Genomic DNA, 21,321 nt, shown 5'->3' with positions numbered 1-21,321 from the left:
CGGCCCTCATCTATTCGGTCGGGAGTCTGCTTGCATGCTCGCTCGGCAACAACAGACAAGACGCGGCCAATCATTAGTTCTGCTCGAGCAATGCCTCACACAACTCGACACCATCATCAACCCACGCGCGAAGGCACGCAGGTGGTGCCGCGGTGCCAACGATGACGAAGAGAATGCCCGCAAGCTGTGGCTGCGCCGCAAGCGCATGTTCACGCGCCATCTGTCGATCGTCCATCGAGGGCGTCGGAGAGAACTCCGGATGTGTATGCCAAAAGCCGATGCAATGCAGCCCTTTTTTGAAGAGAGCATCACGTTCAGTCATCGCACCGTCAGTGCTAAACGTCACCCGCGCCCAGGCGGACCGTATCGGCTTCAACACGGTTGCGACTTCCACCACTATGGGGTCAGCAGTCAGGTCGGTCGCGAATAACTGACCGACGGACTCCTTGCTGGCACGAGAACGCTGAACATGATCAAGAACTGTCTGCAAGGCAGTTTCGCTAAATTCGAGCGACCACGCTGCACCCGGCAGGCGGTATCTGAGCGTGCGATACGTCATTTGCCGAGCAGCACCTTTGAAAGTTCTCGCGTCGTCGCCGCGCTGTCGAATCGGGACGCAGAAACCGGAACGATCGAACGAGTGGTAACGCGTGTGGGCAGCGTTTCAAAGAACGCGCTCGAGCGAACCCATGACCAGACTGTCGATGGGTGATCCATGTCATCCAGAACCCCAATTACACGCTCTGCAGCAAACGCGGCGATCAGTTGGATGTCCGCGGCCCCATACGGGTGGAAGCCATCCGAACAGGCCGGCAGGTTGACCCGTGTGTCGCGAGCGGAAAGATCACTTGCGTTGACAAGGGCGTCAGCAGGATCATCACATGGCCATGCCACTGCGACCTGCGTTAACACAACGTGGCCGGCGCTGCACATCGGCTCGGTCCACGCATGGATAATAGGGGCGTCGCCGAATAAGGTGGCACGCATGGTGGAGATGAACGTTCGAACCGATGATTCCGCCGTACATTCCACCACCAGATCGTAGGTGCCCGGGGTGCATTTCCTCATAATCCAAGATCGGGCCTCGGCGAAAAATCCTTGGGCTTCCAGACCAGGAACCTCCTTTTTCGATTGCCGAGCTAGCGCCCGCGCTTTTGGCTGCCCAACTTCTCCAAATCCGAGTTCGTGCCGGCACGTATTTTCGACGCCCATGAGTTGGGAATCAACTATGTCCAGACGACCTATTCCGCTGCGTGCCAATGCCTTGGCTAACGGACTGCCAAGCGAGCCGCAGCCCAATAACAGCACGCGCTTTCCGCGCCTTTCGCTCAAAACGTTAAGGCCGTGGTCTCGCGCCAGCGCCCAGTCGGCATCGACGCGGGTGATATAGACGGGCTCAATGGCTGGCGGCTGCAATAACGGCATCGGAGTGCCAAACACTTGGTAGCCGAACATTACGCCACCCTGCGCAAGAACCACGAGCAGAGGCGGTTGGCCAGGAGGGACGTCGGGTTCGCGATCGCGCCGGTCCTTTTGCGACGCTTTCTGCGATGGTGCATCTTGATGCCGGATGGCGCGGCTCGCCCACCGAACGAGCGAACACTCGCCGTTCGTGACACTGCTTATCAATCTGTCGAGGTCTTCGAATGAAGCTGGCCATGTGGCGGGTGTCCAAAGCTCATCGTCGCTGAGACGCACGAATAGCACGCTTCCACGCACGAGCGTTCCGTCAGCCCAGCCATGTCGAGCCGCGAGCTCGTTCGGGTCTAGTGACCCGACTGTCGCTAGCTGAAGTGAATACCGCCGATGCTTCGACTTCCGCGGAATGTACGCGGCGATACTCCCTTCTGCCCACAGTCCCGTGCCACCGGTGTCAACGTAAGTCTTCGAGACTACAGCACGGCTATCCGGAGCCTTTCGACGGCTATTGCAATAGTGCAGCCAATACGACGCGCGTTCGCTATGGAACTGTTCTTCGACCCACTTCGAGTCGTGAACCTTATCGAGCAGTTGCCTGTTCAATGCCATCAGGGCTCGCTTGATTGCGCCGACGGGATCCTCGTAGTCTTCGGGGATCGAAGCGATCCCCAGGCAAACATGCCCGTCGGACTCGACATGCGGTAGCTTGAGGAAGCAGCCACGGTCGACGTAAAGCTCGCATGGACTTGCTGGGAAGTCGGGTGGCAGCACCAGACGCACCATCTTGACGGGCGACTGCACGTCCTGGAAGTCAATGTCCCACGCGTGCCCTTGTCCGCCGCGCACGCGCTCATCGCGCCTGGCCCACTGCGAGCCAGGACCAGAGTCCAGCCACTGCCGCACTTTTTCGGCGGCCGTTTCGAAGGGACTACGCTCCACGTCGCAATCAGCCCAGGGTATTCGACGAACCCGTTTTCACGGGATGCGCCGGGTTGGACCTACTGAATCCGTCAGCGCTGCCAATAAGGCTGTCGAGGACATTGACCTTGGGGCGACTCTCCCGCCATGCTTCAAGGCCGGCCGTTCCGAACATGCTACGGATTTTGTCCTCGCTGGGTGCGCGATGGCTCTGATGCAGCAATGCTTCGAGGTCATTCTCCAGTCGCGCATGCCAACGCTTAAACTCGCGAGCGCGCGCACCTTCGTCGCTGTTCCACCTGTCCGCAAAATTCTCGCCCTTCAGCTTCGGATTCTCCACGCGCCACCCCATGTGGTCTCGCTGAATATAGAGAGGCATCGCCTCGACGAGGGCGAGCACGAGTTCGATGGGCGACGAAAATGCCGTCCTCCGCGCCGCATGCAGATCAGCGTAGGCTTTTGTCGCGAGGGTGACGATGATGACCGAAATCGGCATCAGATCCTTTTTCGCGTCGTCCCAATACATCGTGTCACGATGCAGCTTCATCAGTTGTACCGTGCGACGCAAGATGTCGTCGAGGCCGATCTCCTCATCAGGCAATGGCGTGACGGTCGTTGAATCCATCACCGCTTTCATCAGCCGGGTCTCGAACGCAAAGCGCTTTGCCGCATGCGTGCAGAACCAGTTGGCGAATTCTTCGGGATTCGAAGGCGCCCATCGGGTATCTGGATCACGCACCGAAAGACTCGATCCCTCACGCCCGGTTTGATCGCAGACCGCCGGCGTCAGGTCGAAATAGTAAGGCTTTCCGGGAAACTGCAGGCGCCAGCACCGACGCTTAGGATCCGGCTTCCCCGTCACCGATTCGTTGCCCTCAAGCGCCTTGCCAAACGCTTCGAACATCTCCTCCGGATTTGGCGAGATGTATCTTGGTCCAGTCAACTTCACCACCACGTCGAGATCGAATTTCACCGGATGTCGCTGGCTAATCGTCGTCTGGGTGCGCATCGACCCTTGAGGAAAGATATGCACGTCGTGGCGAGGAATGCTCAACTTCTCCGCCAGATGATCCGCGACTTTCTCGTAGTCGGCCACGGCGCGGGCGCGTTCTGTCGGATTGAGTTCGAGACGATGCAGCAAGTTCGAGATAAGCTGCTCCCACTGCTGCGTCTCGGCACGAGCATTCAGCGCCTCGACAAGGCGTTTCGAAAGAGTCGGATTGGTCGTCATAAAAGTCCTCGCTCAAGGCTGGAGGGAATGGGATTGCGCCAGCCCCGAGACCAACTCGCGGACCAACGTGGACGTGAGCTCGATGGTCGCCTTGTAGGGAGAACCAGGACCTGATAGTGCTTCATGACAGACGTACGACGCATGATGTCGCGCTTGCATCTTCTGGCCGACGACGACTGCTGCGGTCGCCGGCGCGCTGACGAACAGATACACCTTCTGCACGCGCCACTCGTCCTGAAGCTTGCGCATGGCGGCATCGACTGTCAGCCCAAATAGTTGCAAGTCCTCGGGCTGTTGCATGCAGTCCTTGTCGAAGGTCGGACCGGTAATCCGCAACGTCGGCAACAGCAACTCGCCACTTTGGGCACAGTCGGTCGGCAGGCGTGTAGCATCGATGTCCGAAGTGAGCGCAACAACAAGCGTAGCCACATCCGCGCCGTCTGCTTGAGAGCAGAGGACTTCCGTCCTGAACTTGTCCAGAGCGGGCATTGCGTGTGTGGCGGGCCATGCCCAACGGGTACCTGCGCCAACCTTATTGCGATGAGGCTGGAACAGATGCGTTCCCTCCGTGTCGCCGAGCACACGTCCCGCAAGAAGCAGCACTGAAGTGCTGTGCATCGGAAAAACTGAGAGACGCGGTCGCGACACACCTGCGCGCGTACCGTTGAGCAGGGTCTGCAACATCGGAAGGTCCAGCTTCATCTGCTGGAACAGTGAGGTCCAGTAGGCCGCGCTGTGCACATCGTGATGTTGACCACCTGGATAAAAGTAGCGCGCCGGCTTCGCGTCATTGCTGCGCAAGCCTGCACCCCACAGCGCCTCGTGCGCATCGTCCATGCTGAACTGCGCCGGTTGACCTGCGATATTGCCAATAATCGCAACGACTTCGGATGACTTGTGTTGCAGGGTATCGAGAAGGCGGCGAACCTCGGCGATGCTATCCTCTCGCATGCTGCGCAGGACTTCGACGGTGTACCCGGCGGGGTTCACTTTGTCGATAAGGCGATGGCATTCGTCGCAAAGCAACATGAAGTTGCTCAGATCAGACGCAAGGTCGGTGGACTCGTCCTTGTTGCCTCGCGGACCGTCGGCGGAGGCCGCAACGATGTGCGCGAAATAGCTGAAGCGCCCACGACGACCCGTAGCTGCGTGATGTCGCAGGTCGCGGCCACAGCCGGCGAACTGACAGCGCCATCCCGCGAGGTAGTACAGCTCTTCCTTGATTGCACTCGTCACGTTACCTTCGCGGCCGCCCGTGACTCCGTTGGAATCCTTCACCCACTTTTTCAGCAGGCCGACCGTCGCCGGAACGGTAGCTACGGTGTGGACATCAACGGTCCACGGAGCGCTGTCAACCTTTGCCCATGCCAGGCGGCCACGCGGGAACGACTTCGCCGCCCCGACCGAATTCTCGTCCAGCTCGCCACGGCACAAAGGCTCCCATTGCGCCTGCTCATTCTGACGACGGTACACGCAAACGGTGTACGCATTGGCGACGATGAGGACGTTCCAAACCCCTTGCGCCAGTCGATGCAGTTCTGTCGCAAGGGCCTGGTCATCGAGGACAGGAAGGTGATCGAGAGGCTCTTGCTGACGCTCATCACCGGCAGCGCACGTCGTTTCGGTCGAAAAATCGACCAACAGCTCCAAGGTTTCACTATCGCTATTCATGCGCTGCACCGTTGCTCGTCAGAAAAATCGCTCAAAGTGCGTCTGCAACGCCCCGTGCGGACCTGTCACCACTCCACCCACCAACGATCCCGGCGAGCAGCGTTCACTCGTACCCAGCCGAGGCAGTGGCCATCGCGTGCATCATACATAATCATTTTGATCACTACAAGAGCTAGAATCGATTTGACGTATGTCGCTTTCAGTGTAATATCCGGGGATGATCCGAACCGCCGCCCAGCCGAACCGCGCCCTCCTTGAGCGCCTCCCACAGGTGCAACGAGAACGTCTCTCGCACATCGATTTCAAGCTATATTTCCTCGGCGAACTTCGGCGAACGGACGTTGCAGAAAGATTTGGTACCGGTCCAGCCGCGGCAACCCGAGATATCGCGCAGTACAAAGAACTTGCGCCGGGAAACCTCGCACTCGATAACACCGACAAGGTGTATCGCACCACCGACACCTTTATCCCTTTGTTTGATCACGCTCCACAACGAGTTCTCACGGCGCTTTCGCGAGGCTTCGGCGAGGGCGTTGGCGAAGAACTCAAAGCGATGGTGCGTTGTGAATTTCCATTGGCGCTGAGCGTGCCCAAGATGTCAGTGCTCGCACCGATCACGCGGGCTATCCACCGTGGCAAGGCGGTGCGAATGGCGTACACATCCGTCGAAAGCGGTCGTAACGAACGAGAAATTGTGCCGACGGCGTTAGTAAATAACGGCATGCGTTGGCATGTTCGAGCCTACGACCGACGACGGAAAGCGTTCCGCGACTTCGTTTTCACGCGGATGGAAAATCCGGTCGTTCTCGAGGACAGTGTCATTGCAGACGAGGAGAGGGTCGATCAGGACGCGCAATGGAACCGGATCATCGAACTGGAACTCGTTCCTCATCCGTCGCACCCAAGACCTGAGGTCGTGATGATGGACTACGACATGCCGGACGGAGTACTCCGCGTTAAGGTACGCGCCGCCAACGCAGGTTATATGCTCCGCCGTTCGACGATAGACTGTTCCCCCGATCACAGTCTAAGTGGTCCGGAGTACGCGCTGTGGCTCAGGGACCCACTAGCCCTTTACGGCGCAAACAACGCACAACTGGCTCCCGGCTACAAGGACCCCAATGCTGGCCCAGAGGCCACGCCAATCAGGGCGTGGTAATTTCCGCTGCTCCTGCGATCGCATGCATCTATGCAGCCGGTTTTATTCGTGCTTCGCGAACCAGCCGGAAGAGCTCAGCTTGGTAGCGGGCATCGTCCAGGGCATCGTGAGTCCCCTTTTGTACGGGATGCAAAAGCTTGGCAATTGCGCTTGAACGGGTCTCGTGCCATGAGCAACCCGTGACGCCCATGAAATATGCCTTGATATCGAGCGCAGTAAATCCGAACGGGTTATCCCCCATAAACCGGTGGAAATAGTAGTTGACGAACGACCAGTCGAAGGGAGCATTGAGCCCGACAAACACCGGCTGCGTATTGCTTGGGCAGTGCGCGGAAATCCATGTGGCGAATGCACCCATGGCTTCCTCTGGCGCCTTCCCACTTTTGTCAAGTTCATCAAGGGATAGACCGGTGACCTTGAGCGCGTCGGGCACAAAGTTTCGATTTACCGGGCGAAAGGTACAGGCAAACGCCTCATCGGGCGCGTCAACAAGACAAGCGCCCAGCGACAACATGCTGTATTCGCCAGGGATCGGGCCGGCCGCTTCTACGTCGACCGAGATAAAGACTTCCTCATGAACTGCCATACTGCGGCCCCTTTAGCTCGATTGAAATCTCAGTGTTCCGCCTGAGTCTCCGCGCAATCCTTTGCAGGACGCTCACGGCAGTGCGCAAGTGACGCGGTACCGCCCGCATAGAGGCGAATCACCCGCCTCGACCTGCGACATCAAGCATCAACGCCTTGTATTGAAGTCGCACGAATTGCTGTTCGCGACATTCGTTTCGCCATCGTCAGCCAACTCAATGCGCGATGACGGGAGCCGACTAGTTGAGGACGGTTCATCTCTACTTCGACAAAGTCTATCCGCCGCGCGGCCGCCAATTCAAGCAGGCAGGTGAATCCTGCACTCGGCGGCTCAACCTTTTGCACGATGCCAGCCGTCGCGATCGGCTGCCCGAGGCCGGGGAGCCGCGTTCCCCGCAACGCCGTCAGCAGTTCCCGCGCGCCGTTCCAATCGCGAATCTCAGCGACTCTATCCCTCTCTTCGCTGAGATGATAGCGCCAGGAATAAAGATATTCTGCTCTTGCACTTCGTGGTCGACGATATTGTAGTCTCTAAACCTGGCAGCCAGGTCGAGGAGTTCGCGAGCCCACTGCGGTCCCTCGCTCTGAGCGAACGATCGAATCGGCTAGCTCGCTTAAGCGTTGTTACGCCTCCGAGCGGTGTAAAAGGTATTAATGCTTCCATTCGTCAGGAGTGGCAGTTGGAAGGCAAAAAGCGGGGCGGCCATGGCGTGTCTACGCGACACCTCCAGGACGCCAAAGAAAAACGCGCGACCATCGGCCGCGCATTTCAGAGTATTGAGACTTTTCCTCAGTAGACGATTCCCTGCCGGAACACTGGCTTAACATGCATCGGCATCTCAACGAGCTTGCTTTCGTCGACACACGGCTTGAAACGCTCCGAGAGAAGCACATTAACGAAGACGCGTCGCAGTGGGATTCCCTTGATGTCACTCTCGGCCTGCTGCTGCAGCATTCCGCTGTCGGCCAAGTCAGTCATCGCGCGCCAAATATGTTCCGCTGGCGGAGGCGGCGCGTCGCGGAAGGCCTCGTTACGGTAGCTACCAAGCGGTACACCTGGTTTGAGAAATACCGAGTGACTTCTCTCTCCCGGCTCGCCGCGAACCTCGAACTGGACGAGAGCATGTTTGGCTCTCCTCCACTTGTCGATTGCTGACCAAACCTCTGGGCGTCATATCCGCTAGCCAAAAAATCTGCACGTCGTTGACTTGCACGCGGATGGACTGGACGAGCCCGGCTTTCAACTGAATGGTGCCAAAGCCGAAGTTGACGTCGGCATTCTGAATGCGGAAGCAATCTGCGTCGACGGCCGCAACCGGGCATTTCAGCACCGGTGTGTCGCCGGGCAGACCGATGGATGCTTTCGGCCTCCAACCTAGCGAGTTCAGTGACTCCAGGCGTCCCATCGCGATGAGACTGGGATTCATGTCAAAAACTGCGATGCCTTTCATTGTGTTTCCTATCCACGTTTGAGGGTTTGTTTGGCACGAAAAGGTGCCGCCACTGCATCTCTGCTGGCGCCGACGCAGTACTCGAGCCGGCGCTGCTGCTTCGATACAAGTTCGTATAGCTCGATCAAACGCGGGCTAAGGACCTTCAAAACATGGCTGCATCATGGGTGTTTTTCATTTGGGTGAAGAATCTCCCGCTATTAATAGGCGCTTTTTGCCTGATTAGCGCTTTGATTCGCAAATTATGCGCGACATCAGCACAATTCGAGTAATTCGGGTCTGGGCGAAGCTGAACGAGAAGGAAGTGATTCGGATTGTATTGCCGCGGTGAAGACAGTGGAATACCCTCGGAACCGTGCGGAGGGCGACCAAGATTTCAGATTCGAAAATCGGAAAAGTATGGCGGCAGTTTCTTGAATTAGAGTAGTTGCTCTAAACGAGCGATCGATTGTTCACTCCTCCGCGAGCGAGAGCGGTCGCCGCCCTGTCAGGCCACGCGCCGCTCCGTACATTCCGAGCGACCGCGCCGCCTTAGGCAGCACGCCGCCCACGCGTGAACGCATCCCAGCTTATTCGTCGACCGGGAATCATCGTCGCTCGCATGAGCGAAGACGCCGGGAAGCGCAACCATTGACCACAACGCGGTTTTTGGCTGGAATCGACGCCAGAGCTTTCGGTTGGAATCCAAATCAACCGATTTCGCGGGAGACACCCCTTTCTGTGGATTTGGCCGAATCGTTTTCATACCGTAATGTAAGCTCACGTCAGCGCGTAGTCAGCACGACGCCTCCCAAATGATCTGAGTTTCAACTAGCGCCTTCGGAGCGACCAGCAAATGGCGACCGGCACTGTGAAGTGGTTCAACGATGCAAAGGGCTTCGGTTTCATCTCTCCGGACGACGGCGGGGACGACCTCTTCGCGCACTTCTCGGAAATTCAGGCCAAGGGGTTCAAGTCGCTTCAAGAAGGCCAGAAAGTTAGCTACGAGGTCAAACAGGGCCCCAAGGGTAAGCAGGCTGCCAACATCCAGCCGATGTGACGCGGCGCACCCGGTGACGGTTCGGTTGGTTGCGCTTGAGAGAAGGCAGCGCCAAGTCACCGGCTCGCCGGCGGGAAGGACAATATTCCTCCCCGCTTCTTCGCCAATGCCGCACTATCGATCGAACGATCGTCGCCACATAAGGGCGCCGGCGGTGCGACTGCGATAAGTGACTTCCCCCTTTTGCTCAAACAATTTGAACTATGTTTGAGGTTGCTCGCCGTACCGATCTTGACCATCATGGAATACACTGCTTACAGCGAGCGGTTCCCGAAGCTTCGTCTGCTAGCATGATTCTGCCGCGCATCTGAACGACGCCATAGCGGCAGGCGAAACCAGTCCGGTCTGAACGGCTCTCGGCGAACACCGTTGTTGTCGAGGTCACCCTTGCGCAGCCATTCATCTGAGAATCTAAGCGACATTGTTCGGGTCATCGAGGTACCCGAGACCAGTGATGTCGAGGCGTTTCTCGTCAGATACGGGCGCAAACTGGAACCGGATATTTTCTTCGACGTTCGGAACTCCCTTCACAAGGGCGATTTGAAGGTACGTCTGCTTGCCGCGATCAGGTTGTGTCAAGGCGTCGCTTACGGCGCGGATTGCACAACAGGCCATCGGGTTGCAAGCGCGCTGCTCGTCTATATGCGTGATCGGTGGGTGCCGCTTACGCATCAGGACAGTGCGCTGATAAATCACGCTTGCGCATGTGCGCTGTCTGCATGCGTTTACGCGCAATTCAACGAAGGGTTACGTACCGAGTGCATCGCCACAGTCGAGGAGGCGTCACTGGTCTTTCCCACCGTTCGGCATTCTTCCATTTTCTGGAGCGCCGTGGCGACCGCAGCTATCGCCGAGCTTCGGCGCAATCGAGTAGCCGAAGCGAAGAAGCTCTTACTGCACGCGCCTCGTTCTAAGGAAGCGCTCGAACATCGAGTCGCAGAGGCCCGCGCGCAAGTAGCGCGTTTCGCCAGGAATCGGTTCGTTATCGAAGATCCCAACGTGCGGCTCTCGATTCCGAAGAAGGCGGAGTTGATTTGGCGATCTTCGTTTTCAGCCGGGGCGACCGTGCTCAAGCGGCTTCGCGAATCGCTTTCGGCTCAACCGGAGCGTGCCAGAGTAGGCTTCGACCTCGTCTTGCTTTCTAAGCTCGAGGCAAAGATGGAGGAGTTCCACAGAATCAGTCGTCGTCGAATATCCTTCAACGACAAGTATGCGAAGCTGGCGCGAGACGTCAATGATTGGTTCGACGACGTAAGCCGCTTCATCAGTCCTCTGAACGATCCCAATCATATCAACAGCGATTGGGTTGAACGCGCGATCAACAAGGCCGCCCGCGCTCAGGCTTCGTTGGATGTCGATCCTGTCGAAGGTCACAGCTTGGTTGCGGACCTAGATCTAGCTTTAGCGTGGACTAAACGTGTCGACGACAAGCACAAGGAATGGATGGCTCTCTGGGCACAGCTTCTGGTCTACGAGCGGCTAATGCAAGCCGACTCATGCGAGAAAGTTATTCTGAGTTTATGCGAATCCATTCGGGAAGCTCAGTCTCGCATCGAAGATGTGGAAACACGGACGAATGTCACTAACTTCCTACCGGGATTAGCAAGCAAGGCGTGCAAGGCGTTCGACCTCTCGGGGAACGAAGCGACGGCCTGGATCGCCTGTGAACTTCGCAAAAGCCGCTCACTGCTCGCCAACGAGGCGGATTCCCAGACTCCCGATGCAAGAGAGCTTCCAGATCCCGAGGCGCTCGGGCCTCGGGTCCACTACCTTTCCTTGAATGTGTTCGAGATTGAGAACAGAATTCAAGCGCTCTTGTACACAGCGGACGGCTCAATCACTTGCCTGAAGATCGACATACAGATGAGCGTGCTTCGCGATCACCTTGGCCGTCTCGACCCCTCCTGCTGGACGCAATTCATGTTCAAGAAAGATCCGCGCCCGTTGGTTGACGCGCTTTCGCCGCTCCTCGCTCCTCTTGAACGGGCGTTGCGTTCTGGCCATATTTCAGAGGGCGATCACATTTGCGTTGCCGCCGACGATCCGGTTCACCTTGTGCCGCTCCAGTATCTTCCATTGCTCAATAGACCGTCCGTCGATCTAGTCTCAATTAGTCGGGTTACGTCGTTTTCCGATGCTTTGCGTCTTGTTCACAGCTCCTGCAAGCCACCCTCTTCCGGCGTCTCCATCTTCGTGCCAGCGGTAGCCAAAGATCCGACCCGGCCGCATCGATATTTCAATGAGGCGATTGGGCCGCTGGAGAATGGACTGGTGTCGACGCAAAAGTTCGACAGCGGCCCGCTCACTGCTCGCGAGGTGGTATCACTTCTTCGTCCCGACTGCGTGATCCATATCCATGCACACGGCACAGCACCGCCAGGTGGAAACCCCTTTTTCGATTCGGGGCTAGTCGTGTCGAGGCATGGAGACCTTCCCGATCTGCGCGGGTTGCGGGAGAATCTGCTCACGCCAGCACAGTTGTTGAAGAGACGCCCAAACCTTTCAGGAAGTCACATCACATTGAACGCCTGCGTTTCGGGCGTGGGGAAAGAAGGTCGTGGGGGCGATGTCCTCGGGCTAGAGTTCGCCTTCAGGCGTTGCGGCGCCTCGAGCATACTCGCAACGCACTGGGAAGTGCTGGCCCAGCAGGCATCCGAATTCTCGGCCGAGTTCTATCGGCGATGGCTGGGCGGTGACAGCCGTGCCGGGGCTTGGCGGTCGACAACCCGCCACTTCATGAGTCGGGCAGAAACGGCGACAGGTGCCGCCGAGAGGTGCGCATTCAGTCTGTACGGAGCGTGGCACTGATAACGGAGATAGAGCATGGCCGATGCAATGAAGCTCATAGCGCTTTCCGACGATGTGACGATCGTTCGCTCCCTCGAACAATTGCACGCGCTTCTATCCGAGGCGCCGATGCAGTCGTTAGAGTCAGTCGAAAAAGAGGTCGTTGTTAAGGCCGATGGCAGCCCCGACATAGTTAATTTCCTCTCCCTGATTCGAGAAGCAAGTGACCGCAGCTTGAGTCCGATGGACTCGGTGCGGGCAGCGCGATGGCTCCTGACAATGCTGGCGGACAGGGATCAGTCCAAAGCGCTCGTCGTGCATTGTATTGAGAACGAACCGAAAGACCGGTTAAAAGTAGGAACGGTTCTGACCGTGGGTCTCGTGGGCGCGGTCTGGATCTGGGTTGCGACGACTGACTTCTCCTATGCCGACGGAAAAATTGAGGTGCACAAGGCTGCATTAGAGCCCGAGCAAATTAAGCTTTCGGCTGAGATATTGAAAGGCAAATTGGAGTTGGCGCTGAACGCAAACGATCGCGGGAAGTCGTCCGCTTCTGGAACTGCGAGGACAAAGAAGCGGTAAACTCGTCCGACAATGGAAGTGCCCGTCGAACGTGTGGACTCGACAAGACATTTACCTGCCGTCCCGTGAGAGCGCGCAGTAGGGTCCATCTCAGACGTTCCCTGCCGTCGAAGCGTTGCGCTTCGGCCATGCGCGTTAGCCAACGGCTTTCTAACCACACCCGCTAACGCGGACCCGCGGAATCCGCTGCGTGCCCGCACTCCATGGCCTGGCGCCCCCGGATGACCTTATCTTCTGCGCGCAAGGCGCGCCTTAGCGATAATTGCGGCGAAGGAAATGGCTTTCTCTACACCATCATGTCCACTCGAGAGCGACAGCAGGCACTCACCGATCAACGCGGGGTCGAAGCCCGCGCGAATACAACGGTCTGTCAGGTCATGAATCGTTTCCGGCCGGTCCACTACCGCATCTTCAAGAACCTTTTGGCGAGGTAGGCCTTTCCCAGCCGCTTCCGCCCTTAAAGTGACTTGACGTTTAGCAGGTGACTGTGACGACGCAGGCTTGCGTTTCGCCAGAATTGACTGGCCGAAACCTGTTCGGCACCATTGCCACTCGAGTTCCCCTTGCTTCTCGGGTGAAAAGATCTCGCCGAAAGGTACGACTGGGCCCAGCCCAGATATGGCGAAGCCGTCCTCTGTGGCGATCCACGCATCTCGCTGAGTTCGAGGAGCCACCCACGAAAGGGTATCCGGATAGGAGAAGCTTTTTTCCCGCCTGCCTTCTGCAATGCCCGCAAGCCGCTTTGCCTCAGAACGAATGTAGTCTTTATCCTGTATCTCGTGCTTCGGCTCCGTTCGAACCGCGGCGCCGATTAGAGCCCCCGCCATCGTTCCGATCGTATCTGTATCGCTACCGAATGCATTAGCGGCTGCCAGCAATCCCGTTTCAGGACTTCGGTCGCGGTACAACCATGCAATCACAGCTGCGAACAAAGGCGTCTTAAGCCCCGAACCACGCTCAGCCTGACTGAATCCGCCGAGTCCTTCGAGCACGGCGCGATAGGCAGTATTTTCATCCGGGGCACTACCGCAAATATCGACAGCCATCTTGCTACTCGCTTGCCATTCCGCCGCTACTTCTGTGAATCCATGGGCCAAGGACTTACCAGCGAGCCGCTCCCAATTTGGGCACCAAACAAGACCGAGCTCTTCATCGTCTGTCAGACTGGAGAATGCGAGGCTGCAGGCTTCGGCAAAATCAGGCCATTGCTCCGGTACTGGTAACGTTCCCGTATCGATCGTATATGCGAGCATTAGAGCATGAATCGCCGCTCCTGCCAGTGCTCGCGGATGCCCATGCGTACAAACTGCGTCGCGCATGACTGAAGGCATGAATGTGGAAGCATCGTAATCCCTCGCCACCCAAACATGCGGTTGCACGCGCATCGCTGCGCCGTTACCACCGCCGTCCCAATAGTTGCTCTTTGGACCATGGTAGAAATTCTGGGACCACGTCGAATCTCGCAACGCCAGGTTGCCGGCCGCTAGCTTAGATCCCCGCCCCGCGCCGAGCGCGTAGTTGAGCCACACAGGCAATTCGATTTTGGCGAAGCTCTCGACGTCAAAGAACCCGTCGCCGCGTATTGCGCGACTTGAGGACAAGCGGAGCTGCGTGTCGTCTGAATATGCACCCACAGGAAAATGAGCATCCGCACCGAACAAGCCGCCTACTTTCCTCTTCCAAGCGATCGGACCCGTCATCTCGGTTTGACCGGTCCGCTTGACAAAGTCTGTCGGCGAAACAAGTTCCGTTGGGAAACCAACGGCGTCGCCATAGGCTGCCCAGAGCGCCGATGCGACAATCGTATCGTCGCGAGTTGTCGTCATGCTTGCCTCTCACCGAAAAGCATAGGATTTACTTCCAGTTCAAATTTCCCGATTAAATGGGGTGCGCATACCCCCAGTTGCGCCGAAGCCTCATCTGCTATGTCGCCAGAAGGAAAGTAGACCTTGCGCAAGTAGTCAAGTGACACAGCCTCGGGATACAGCAACTCCGCCTGATGACACGTCGTCTGATTGGAAAGCATCTCCTTGCTTCTGAAAACCCATTTATCGGCGAACTGTCGCACCTTTGGTGCAAAAAGCGATTCTAAGCCGTCAATACCTGGAGCGCGGACGGTGTAGGGATAGGCATTGTTTGTCGTCGAAAAGACGACACCCGGATGTTCGGCGATGCTAGCGTCGAAGCTCAGAATGCACCAGTAGATATCCTTGGCCGCGTGCCATCGGTCGCGCGCGATCGAAAAAAAGCTGCCATTGATCCGTGACACCGACAGATTTACATATCCATGCCAGTCCGCATCCCTGCTTCGATCCTTGCAGTTTATCTGCAGGATATGAGCTAACTTGTTCTCCGACGGCAAACGAGCATGAGACAAAAGGCTACCCGTGGTCATCGTGCCGATGAAACCGTTGCTGGTCGTGAAGTGAAGAATCTCTGTGACGTTCCGTTGAGCAAGCGCATCACTAATAGCGGCGTCCGTCATACATCGATCTCCACAAACGCGGCGGGATCCAGGCGATGCAACAGCGCCGACTCTTCCGTCGGCTTGTAGCCCAAGACGACCTGGATGCGCGCTCTTGCAATCGCCATCGCGAGCAAGCGGCAGGACGTCTCGAACCGTTCGTCGCCTGCCTCGAACTGCCCGCCAGGCAATCCTTCCGAACTGAGCCCAATGATGATAACGTGGTCGAAGTCAAGCCCTTTCGCCGAGTGGAAGGTACACAACGCAATGTTTGCGTCACCTTCTGGCCAATCCCGCTGTCCGGTGACTTCAACGTACGAGAGCTTCGCTGAGTCAAGCTGCTGCTTGAGGTAGGTGAACCACCCTTTCGGGTGAAGAAAGCCAACCGACTCTTGCGCGAGTTCCACGTGGTTACGGATATAGTTGAGACACCAACGTACCTGCGCGTTGAAATATCCTTTAAGCAGTACGGGCGTTGCAGCCCCTTCGAGCGCATCAAGCAGCGAAGGAGGTGTGCCATCCTCATCAAGCTGGACGCACTGCATGAGGCCGCCCGCCAGACGCGCGATCTGCGGTGTGTTGCGATAGTTGACGCTCAGTCGATGGCTCGTTTCGGGGCGGATCGCAATGCCTGCTTCCGCCCAAGTAAAACCTCTGGCATAGATTCGCTGGGCGGTGTCAATAATGAACGTGACGGCGTGCTCGTCGGCAACCTGCGACATAATGGCGCGGAGTTCATTGGCGGAAAAATCCTGAGACTCATCGACGATTACGATGTCAAATCGGTAATGCTGCTGTTGCGCCATTTGCACAGCTGCGTCGTTCCAATCGGTGAGCTTCTCACGACGCTTCCATTCCATGTAGGGATGCACAATCAGGCGCAGGATCGCCTCTCGCGTTGAACGCTCAACGCGAGGTATCGCGCCGCGTCCGTCCCGCCTGCAGGTCAGATAGTCATCGACGTGCTCCGGAAGAAAGCGACCTAGCAAATATGTGCACTCGGTCCGCAAGAAATCGTCTGGGAGTCCGATCTGGGCGGCATGAGCTGCGACAAGATATTCGAGATACGATTCGTCGTGAATGCCGGGCTGACCAAGCGTGATGTATGCCCAGTGCCTAAATGTGTCGACAACAAGCTCGAACCTGCCAGCGGGCACGTTCTCCTCGATCACCTGCTGGATGTAACCACGTAGCGTTTTATTGAATGTCAGCACCAGCGCACGTACGGGCTCGTCGCTCTCTGCGCGAGCGCGCCTCGCGGAAAAGTACATCAGCATCAGGCGCAATTTCAATGCAGCAGTGGTCGTTTTGCCGCTGCCGGCGGCGCCGCGGATTACTTCGGCTCCCGGCCGCACCCGCCGGATAATCGTCAATTGTTCCGGTGAGGGCGTGACGTTGGTTAGCTTCTTCACGGCTGTTTTCTCTCGTGACGTTTGGTTATCTACCCCCGAGGTATAACGGCCACGCGCTGAAAAACTGTAGCATTCGTTTAAAAAATCGCTGACTGGGTGTGCAACGCTTAGTCTTAATTTCCCGTATCGCGCCCCCGACCCCGCTGGGCACGAATTAGAGGGGCGATTGCAACCGACGTCGACACTGTCTGAATCGAATAGTCGCCACGCGCGCCGAAAGAATTCGCGTTAGAGGTCTGCTTTCGCTCGCAAGCCGGGCTTGAGTCAAAGCGCACATCCTGCCGTCAAGGCGGCCGGCGCGATCCACGAAGCTCAAGCCCCAAAGAAGGTGTCGCGATCGCCTTGTGGGCATCGGACACAAGGCTGGCGTCGAAGCGGAGTTGACCGCTGGCACAGCAGTTCGAGGACAGGAAAGCGCCCGCCATTGCAGAGCGCGCGAGAGAAGACAGCGAACACTGCCGCAGCACTCCCCGGGACGCCTCTCGGTATTGCGAGATGCGTTGCGACGCAGGCAATCACTCGATGGCCGTCAGCCGCGCAGTTCCCACCTAGGCGACAAATGTACGATCGTCGCCGTCGGAGCCGATCAGTGACGAAGCACGCGCGTCCCCCGCCGCCAAAGTGGACTTGTCCGTGAGCAATGGGAGAAGGAATTTCGCCGCAAGCATCCGCTCCTGGCTGCCAGCCGCGCAGCGGCCTTCATTTGACGCACGCAACCAGACCAAAGCATAACCTTACGCGAACATATGCTTTCACGATTGAGCACATGCTGAAGTAAAACAAGCTCATTTGAGAATAGAAAAACACGCTCACGGAAGCAGATCCTTACTGAGCATATCTTTCTTTAGGGTAGCTAGGAATAGCCAGGGCCCCTGCCAAACACCGCAGGTTCCCCTTCCACCATCTAGTATTCGAATGGCTCCGACAGACTCCGAGGTAGCGGCTCTATCTTCGACACCGCTCGGACTATTTCAACCTACCCCCGTGGTAGTCCGATTTCCCCAGCGCGCCACCGGTCGCACCCGTCCACGCTGGAGGTCACCGCCGGAGCTCTTCAGTCGGAAGAAGCGGCATTACGTCGGGCGGCTTGGTGCTCGGCCAACGCGTGACTATCGATGTATAACACCGAAATTGCTTAATCGCCACTAGAAGCTTCGCCCAAGTCTCCCTCTCGGATTTCCTTCCAGCCAAATCTTCCTATATTTGATGAGCGTTTCTATGAAACGCTGTGCATCAACAATTTTGTAACAATACGGATTCCCGCTGCGATCGCCTCCCCGCCTTGCGGGCAGCGCGTACGCATCCGGGCTCGCGCAACCTATCGCTAGTTGTGGTTGCGCAGTACGAGTTGGATCGCCAGCTTGCGAGCCCCAGTACATTCGGCTGGGAGCACAATGAGGCTCGACGGCTGGCTCACCATACGTCCTCCTCCACCCCTGCGGCGGCGCAAACAGAGGCTCGTGAACCTTGCGAGTTGCACTGAGGGTGTACAGCTCCGGCCGCCGCAGGTGTCAATCCGCCTACTATGGCGCATAGAATTAAGCCCAACTCCCGCCTTCCACTGTCCGAGACGGCAGAACGTAGCTGCAAAAACTGACAACTTTGAGGAGCGGCTCAGGCCGTCGTAGTAGCGCTCGTCTCTCCGCTTCTCTCTTCAACAGCCGAGGTCGGGGCCTCTGCAGTCATCTGCACTTTCTTCGCCGACATCTTTCTGCCCGGTGCTCTGCCCTTCTTCGCTGCCGCCTTCTTTACGGCTGTTGTCTTTGAGGCTGCCTTCTTTCCTGCCGTCTTGCCCGTCGCAACATTCTTGCTGGCAACCTCCTTCGTCACCGCCTTCTTTGCACCGACCTTCTTTGAGGCCACTTTCTTGGCGGTCGTCTTCTTCGCTGGAGCGGTGTCTGGCGCCACAGGCTCATCGGTCACCTTATCGATGAGGTAAGTAGCTCGATCCTTGGCGCCGGCGAGCCAAGCCGGAGCTTTACCGCGGCCGCTCCAAGTCGCCCCACTTACCGGATCGCGGTACTTCGGCGCCTGCGGTCCACGCAGGTAGTTCCCTGTTTTTGCCTGCTTTCTGGCGGCGACGGGCGGCGTAGCCCTGTCACCATCAACTAGAAAGCGGCTTCGATTCCTGGCGTTGGCAATCCACGCGGGCGCGCGTCCATGGCCGGTCCACGTTGCTCCAGTTTTCGGGTCCGCGTATTTCGCGGCGCCTGCAGGCTTGTTTGAAGTATCTGCTTGCCCAGCGCGCCGGCTTTCGTTCGGCACGCGGAAAGCGTCGACATCCGCCGTTGTCAGACCGTGCTTTTCTAGAAGTTGGTGAATCTTTGCCAGGGCTGTCGAAGACTCCTTTTTAGCGATCTCTTCAGCCTGGGCCTGTAGCTTGGCGATTCGCGCCTTTAAGTCTTGTAGCGTGGCCATGTTTCCTCCTTGACGTTAACTATGGCCGCACTATGCCACAGCCAGTGGCCAAAGTCAGTGATGAGAACGCCGCTTCTTCTCTGATTGAATCACGGATTCTTAGATAATCGCCGGGACATATCAAAATGTGGTTCTTTGACCTGATTAGCGCGACAAGGCCCGTCGTTCACGGCGGCGAAGGATAGCGCGGACACCACAGTTGCCCTCTTCAGGCGCTACTGCCGTATCTGTCGCAAAAGTCGCTTTCATGCCATGGGGCGGCGCAAACGCAAGAAATACAATGAGGAAACTCATCGCGCAGTGATCTGCGCGTCGTTCGTCATTCCGGTCATCACGGAAGCGCGCGGCGGTCACTATGCAGGCGGACACGTGTCTTCCCACAAAGGCGGCTACTACAAGAACTCGCGCACGGGCGACCAATACGAGAAACGTCGATAAGGCCGAGGATTGGAAGGCGTCTCGCGCATCCAAACACAGAAAAACGAGTTGGACCGTTATCTTAACGCTGAGGCGCAGCGGGCATGCTTCCGCGCGCACCTGCATGGCGCTCCTCTTTCGAAACACGCGGCCCGTCTTCGCGACGGGCTTTTCCTTTTTGGTTGCAGCCCCGGCACAGGGACATCAAGGCAAATGCGCCTATAGTTCCGTGCGCCGGGTGTTCGGGCTGCACGGAGAGGCTAGCACGTCGTGCCTCAGTCATGGGTGTCCCCGTGCAGGGCGGGAAGACGTCGGCCTGACAGGTGGCTGCCCGCCTCGAGTGGCGCCCGATACCGTGTTCCATGGTGCCGTCCTGATTGCGCACTGCATGAACCGTTGCTACGCTAGCTGACAGCTTAGGACGGCGCATGTGCCGGCCGCTCGATAGCTCGAGGTGCTTCGTCTCAAGCAGCGTTTCATCCCAGGAGAAACTCAATGGCAACGAAAAAAGCTGCTGAACCGAAGAGAACCGCTGCACCCGCCAAGAAGGCTGCGGCCTCGAAGAAGGCCGCAACACCAAAGAAGGCTGCAGTCACTGCCGGCACGCTCAAGCCGGTAAAAGACGAAGTCGTCGCTCAACACCCACGTGGCAACCCAAGCAGGCGTTGAGCCAAAGCAAGTGTAGGCCGTATTCGCAGCGTTGGAAGAAACGAAGAAACGATTCTCGGCTCGGTGCACAAGAAGGGCCTCGGCGAGTTCACACTGTCGGGCCTGCTGAAGATCAACGTGCAGCAAGTACCGGCGAAGAAGCATCGTTTCGGCAAAGACCCATTCACCGGCCAGGAGCGTTGGTTTGACGCCAAGCCCGCGACGGTGAGATTGAAGGTGCGGGCGCTCAAGAAGTTGAAGGACGCAGCGGCGTAAGCACAATGACGTTCGCCAAGGCTCGCTTCACGCGGGCCTTTTTTCGTCTGTCGCACGGTGCAAGCACGTTTCCCGCAACCTCCTGCGAACGATCCGACTTGGAGCGTTGCCGAGGCACAACGTCTCAGGGACAGCGGAGTGGGTATTGCTATTCTGCTCTCGGGGGACCGCGGCCCTCGCGATACGGCAAGCCCGGACTCTGGTTTGCTTCGTCAAGCCCTTCGCATTCAATCTCGACATGCGATGGCAGTCCACGATGCGAATCGATTGACGAATGATCCAGCCCGTCCCTGCTCGCCGTATCCACGGCTACCCGTCCCAGAACGCAAGGTGGGCACTTTGATCTTTCCGGGCGGCATCGTGAATCCCCAGCTCATTGGGTTCGCCCGTCGGCGACCCAAGCCCCCGAATCCGCACGAACTGCAGCTCACCGCTCACCGCGGCGCGCGTGCTATTGGGGGCGTAAAAGGACTCATCGTCCGAGAAAGTAACGGAGACGCGGCGTGTGATCCCGCAGACGGCCTGCCTGTTGCGAGCCGTTCGGCCGCGCTATCGGGCAGCTGTCGATCACAACGAACGCGAATATTGCCCTCGCTGCGGGACTTTGGAAACTTACCACGACCAAATTGCTCGACAGGATGCGCGTTAGTCAGCCGGACCCCTATCGCGCCGAGCGCTTCAATGAGAGCAGTAGCGATGCAATAGTGTGACTCGCGCGGCGTCTGTGATCTCTTTCTGTTCTGGCGACAGACCTGTAACCGATCTCATACTGAATTCGACTTCCCTAGGCACCCTCTCAGCGCATGACACTAACGCCGTCGAGCAGGAGCAACTGCCCAACGGC

At 57.7% G+C, this 21,321-nt stretch carries 14 protein-coding genes and 1 pseudogene; 6 read left to right on the top strand and 9 right to left on the bottom strand.

The window, feature by feature from the left end; translation table 11 throughout:
• Window positions 1-73 precede the first annotated feature (73 nt).
• From AB6804_RS16935 to AB6804_RS16920, 4 genes are all read right to left on the bottom strand, one after another.
• On the bottom strand, window positions 74-559 hold the full coding sequence (locus AB6804_RS16935; RefSeq protein WP_370887407.1) for a Mov34/MPN/PAD-1 family protein: 486 nt from the start codon (window positions 557-559) through the stop codon (window positions 74-76).
• Window positions 556-2,265, bottom strand: coding sequence for a ThiF family adenylyltransferase (locus AB6804_RS16930; RefSeq protein WP_370887406.1), 1,710 nt, complete (start codon window positions 2,263-2,265; stop codon window positions 556-558). Before AB6804_RS16930 ends, AB6804_RS16935 begins: the two co-directional genes overlap by 4 nt.
• Before the next feature lie 100 nt (window positions 2,266-2,365).
• Window positions 2,366-3,568, bottom strand: coding sequence for a nucleotidyltransferase (locus AB6804_RS16925; protein WP_370887405.1), 1,203 nt, complete (start codon window positions 3,566-3,568; stop codon window positions 2,366-2,368).
• A 12-nt stretch (window positions 3,569-3,580) separates the two neighbouring features.
• Window positions 3,581-5,239, bottom strand: a complete 1,659-nt coding sequence (locus AB6804_RS16920; protein WP_370887404.1) for an HNH endonuclease — start codon at window positions 5,237-5,239, stop codon at window positions 3,581-3,583.
• A 217-nt stretch (window positions 5,240-5,456) separates the two neighbouring features.
• Here AB6804_RS16920 and AB6804_RS16915 point away from each other — a divergent pair, with 217 nt between their 5' ends.
• The gene (locus tag AB6804_RS16915; protein WP_370887403.1) at window positions 5,457-6,398 is read left to right on the top strand and encodes a WYL domain-containing protein; all 942 of its coding nucleotides are present in this window, start codon (window positions 5,457-5,459) and stop codon (window positions 6,396-6,398) included.
• 28 nt (window positions 6,399-6,426) lie between these two features.
• Here the strand turns inward: AB6804_RS16915 and AB6804_RS16910 are convergent, their stop codons facing one another.
• The gene (locus tag AB6804_RS16910; protein ID WP_370887402.1) at window positions 6,427-6,984 is read right to left on the bottom strand and encodes an exonuclease domain-containing protein; all 558 of its coding nucleotides are present in this window, start codon (window positions 6,982-6,984) and stop codon (window positions 6,427-6,429) included.
• Window positions 6,985-7,809: 825 nt separating this feature from the next.
• On the opposite strand from AB6804_RS16910, the gene AB6804_RS16905 reads away from it, so the two are divergent.
• The 4 genes from AB6804_RS16905 to AB6804_RS16890 all read left to right on the top strand — a co-directional run bounded on the left by AB6804_RS16905 (window position 7,810) and on the right by AB6804_RS16890 (window position 12,842).
• The gene (locus AB6804_RS16905) at window positions 7,810-8,139 is read left to right on the top strand and encodes a hypothetical protein (protein WP_370887401.1); all 330 of its coding nucleotides are present in this window, start codon (window positions 7,810-7,812) and stop codon (window positions 8,137-8,139) included.
• Between the two features lie 1,130 nt (window positions 8,140-9,269).
• Window positions 9,270-9,473, top strand: coding sequence for a cold-shock protein (locus AB6804_RS16900; RefSeq protein WP_370887400.1), 204 nt, complete (start codon window positions 9,270-9,272; stop codon window positions 9,471-9,473).
• A gap of 387 nt (window positions 9,474-9,860) precedes the next feature.
• Window positions 9,861-12,281, top strand: a complete 2,421-nt coding sequence (locus tag AB6804_RS16895; RefSeq protein WP_370887399.1) for a CHAT domain-containing protein — start codon at window positions 9,861-9,863, stop codon at window positions 12,279-12,281.
• Between the two features lie 15 nt (window positions 12,282-12,296).
• Window positions 12,297-12,842 carry a hypothetical protein gene (locus AB6804_RS16890; RefSeq protein WP_370887398.1) on the top strand — a complete coding sequence of 182 codons (546 nt, stop codon included), beginning with the start codon at window positions 12,297-12,299 and terminating at the stop codon, window positions 12,840-12,842.
• A 227-nt stretch (window positions 12,843-13,069) separates the two neighbouring features.
• Here the strand turns inward: AB6804_RS16890 and AB6804_RS16885 are convergent, their stop codons facing one another.
• The 4 genes from AB6804_RS16885 to AB6804_RS16870 form a co-directional block, all read right to left on the bottom strand.
• Window positions 13,070-14,668, bottom strand: coding sequence for an ADP-ribosylglycohydrolase family protein (locus AB6804_RS16885; protein WP_370887397.1), 1,599 nt, complete (start codon window positions 14,666-14,668; stop codon window positions 13,070-13,072).
• A complete protein-coding gene (locus AB6804_RS16880) occupies window positions 14,665-15,327 on the bottom strand; it encodes a DarT ssDNA thymidine ADP-ribosyltransferase family protein (RefSeq protein WP_370887396.1) in 663 nt (220 codons plus the stop codon). The genes AB6804_RS16885 and AB6804_RS16880 overlap by 4 nt, the downstream gene beginning before the upstream one ends.
• Window positions 15,324-16,718: a 3'-5' exonuclease gene (locus tag AB6804_RS16875; RefSeq protein ID WP_370887395.1), complete on the bottom strand. Its 1,395-nt coding sequence runs from the start codon at window positions 16,716-16,718 to the stop codon at window positions 15,324-15,326. Before AB6804_RS16875 ends, AB6804_RS16880 begins: the two co-directional genes overlap by 4 nt.
• Window positions 16,719-18,332: 1,614 nt before the next feature.
• A complete protein-coding gene (locus AB6804_RS16870; protein ID WP_370887394.1) occupies window positions 18,333-19,136 on the bottom strand; it encodes an H-NS family nucleoid-associated regulatory protein in 804 nt (267 codons plus the stop codon).
• Window positions 19,137-20,048: 912 nt separating this feature from the next.
• On the opposite strand from AB6804_RS16870, the pseudogene AB6804_RS16865 reads away from it, so the two are divergent.
• Window positions 20,049-20,477, top strand: a pseudogene (locus AB6804_RS16865) (HU family DNA-binding protein).
• Window positions 20,478-21,321: the final 844 nt, after the last annotated feature.

It is taken from the genome of Caballeronia sp. RCC_10, from assembly GCF_041360715.1.
GTDB classification, from domain to species: domain Bacteria; phylum Pseudomonadota; class Gammaproteobacteria; order Burkholderiales; family Burkholderiaceae; genus Caballeronia; species Caballeronia grimmiae.
The sequence above is the reverse complement of the archived record's forward strand: the minus strand, read 5'-3'. Positions and strand labels throughout refer to the sequence as shown.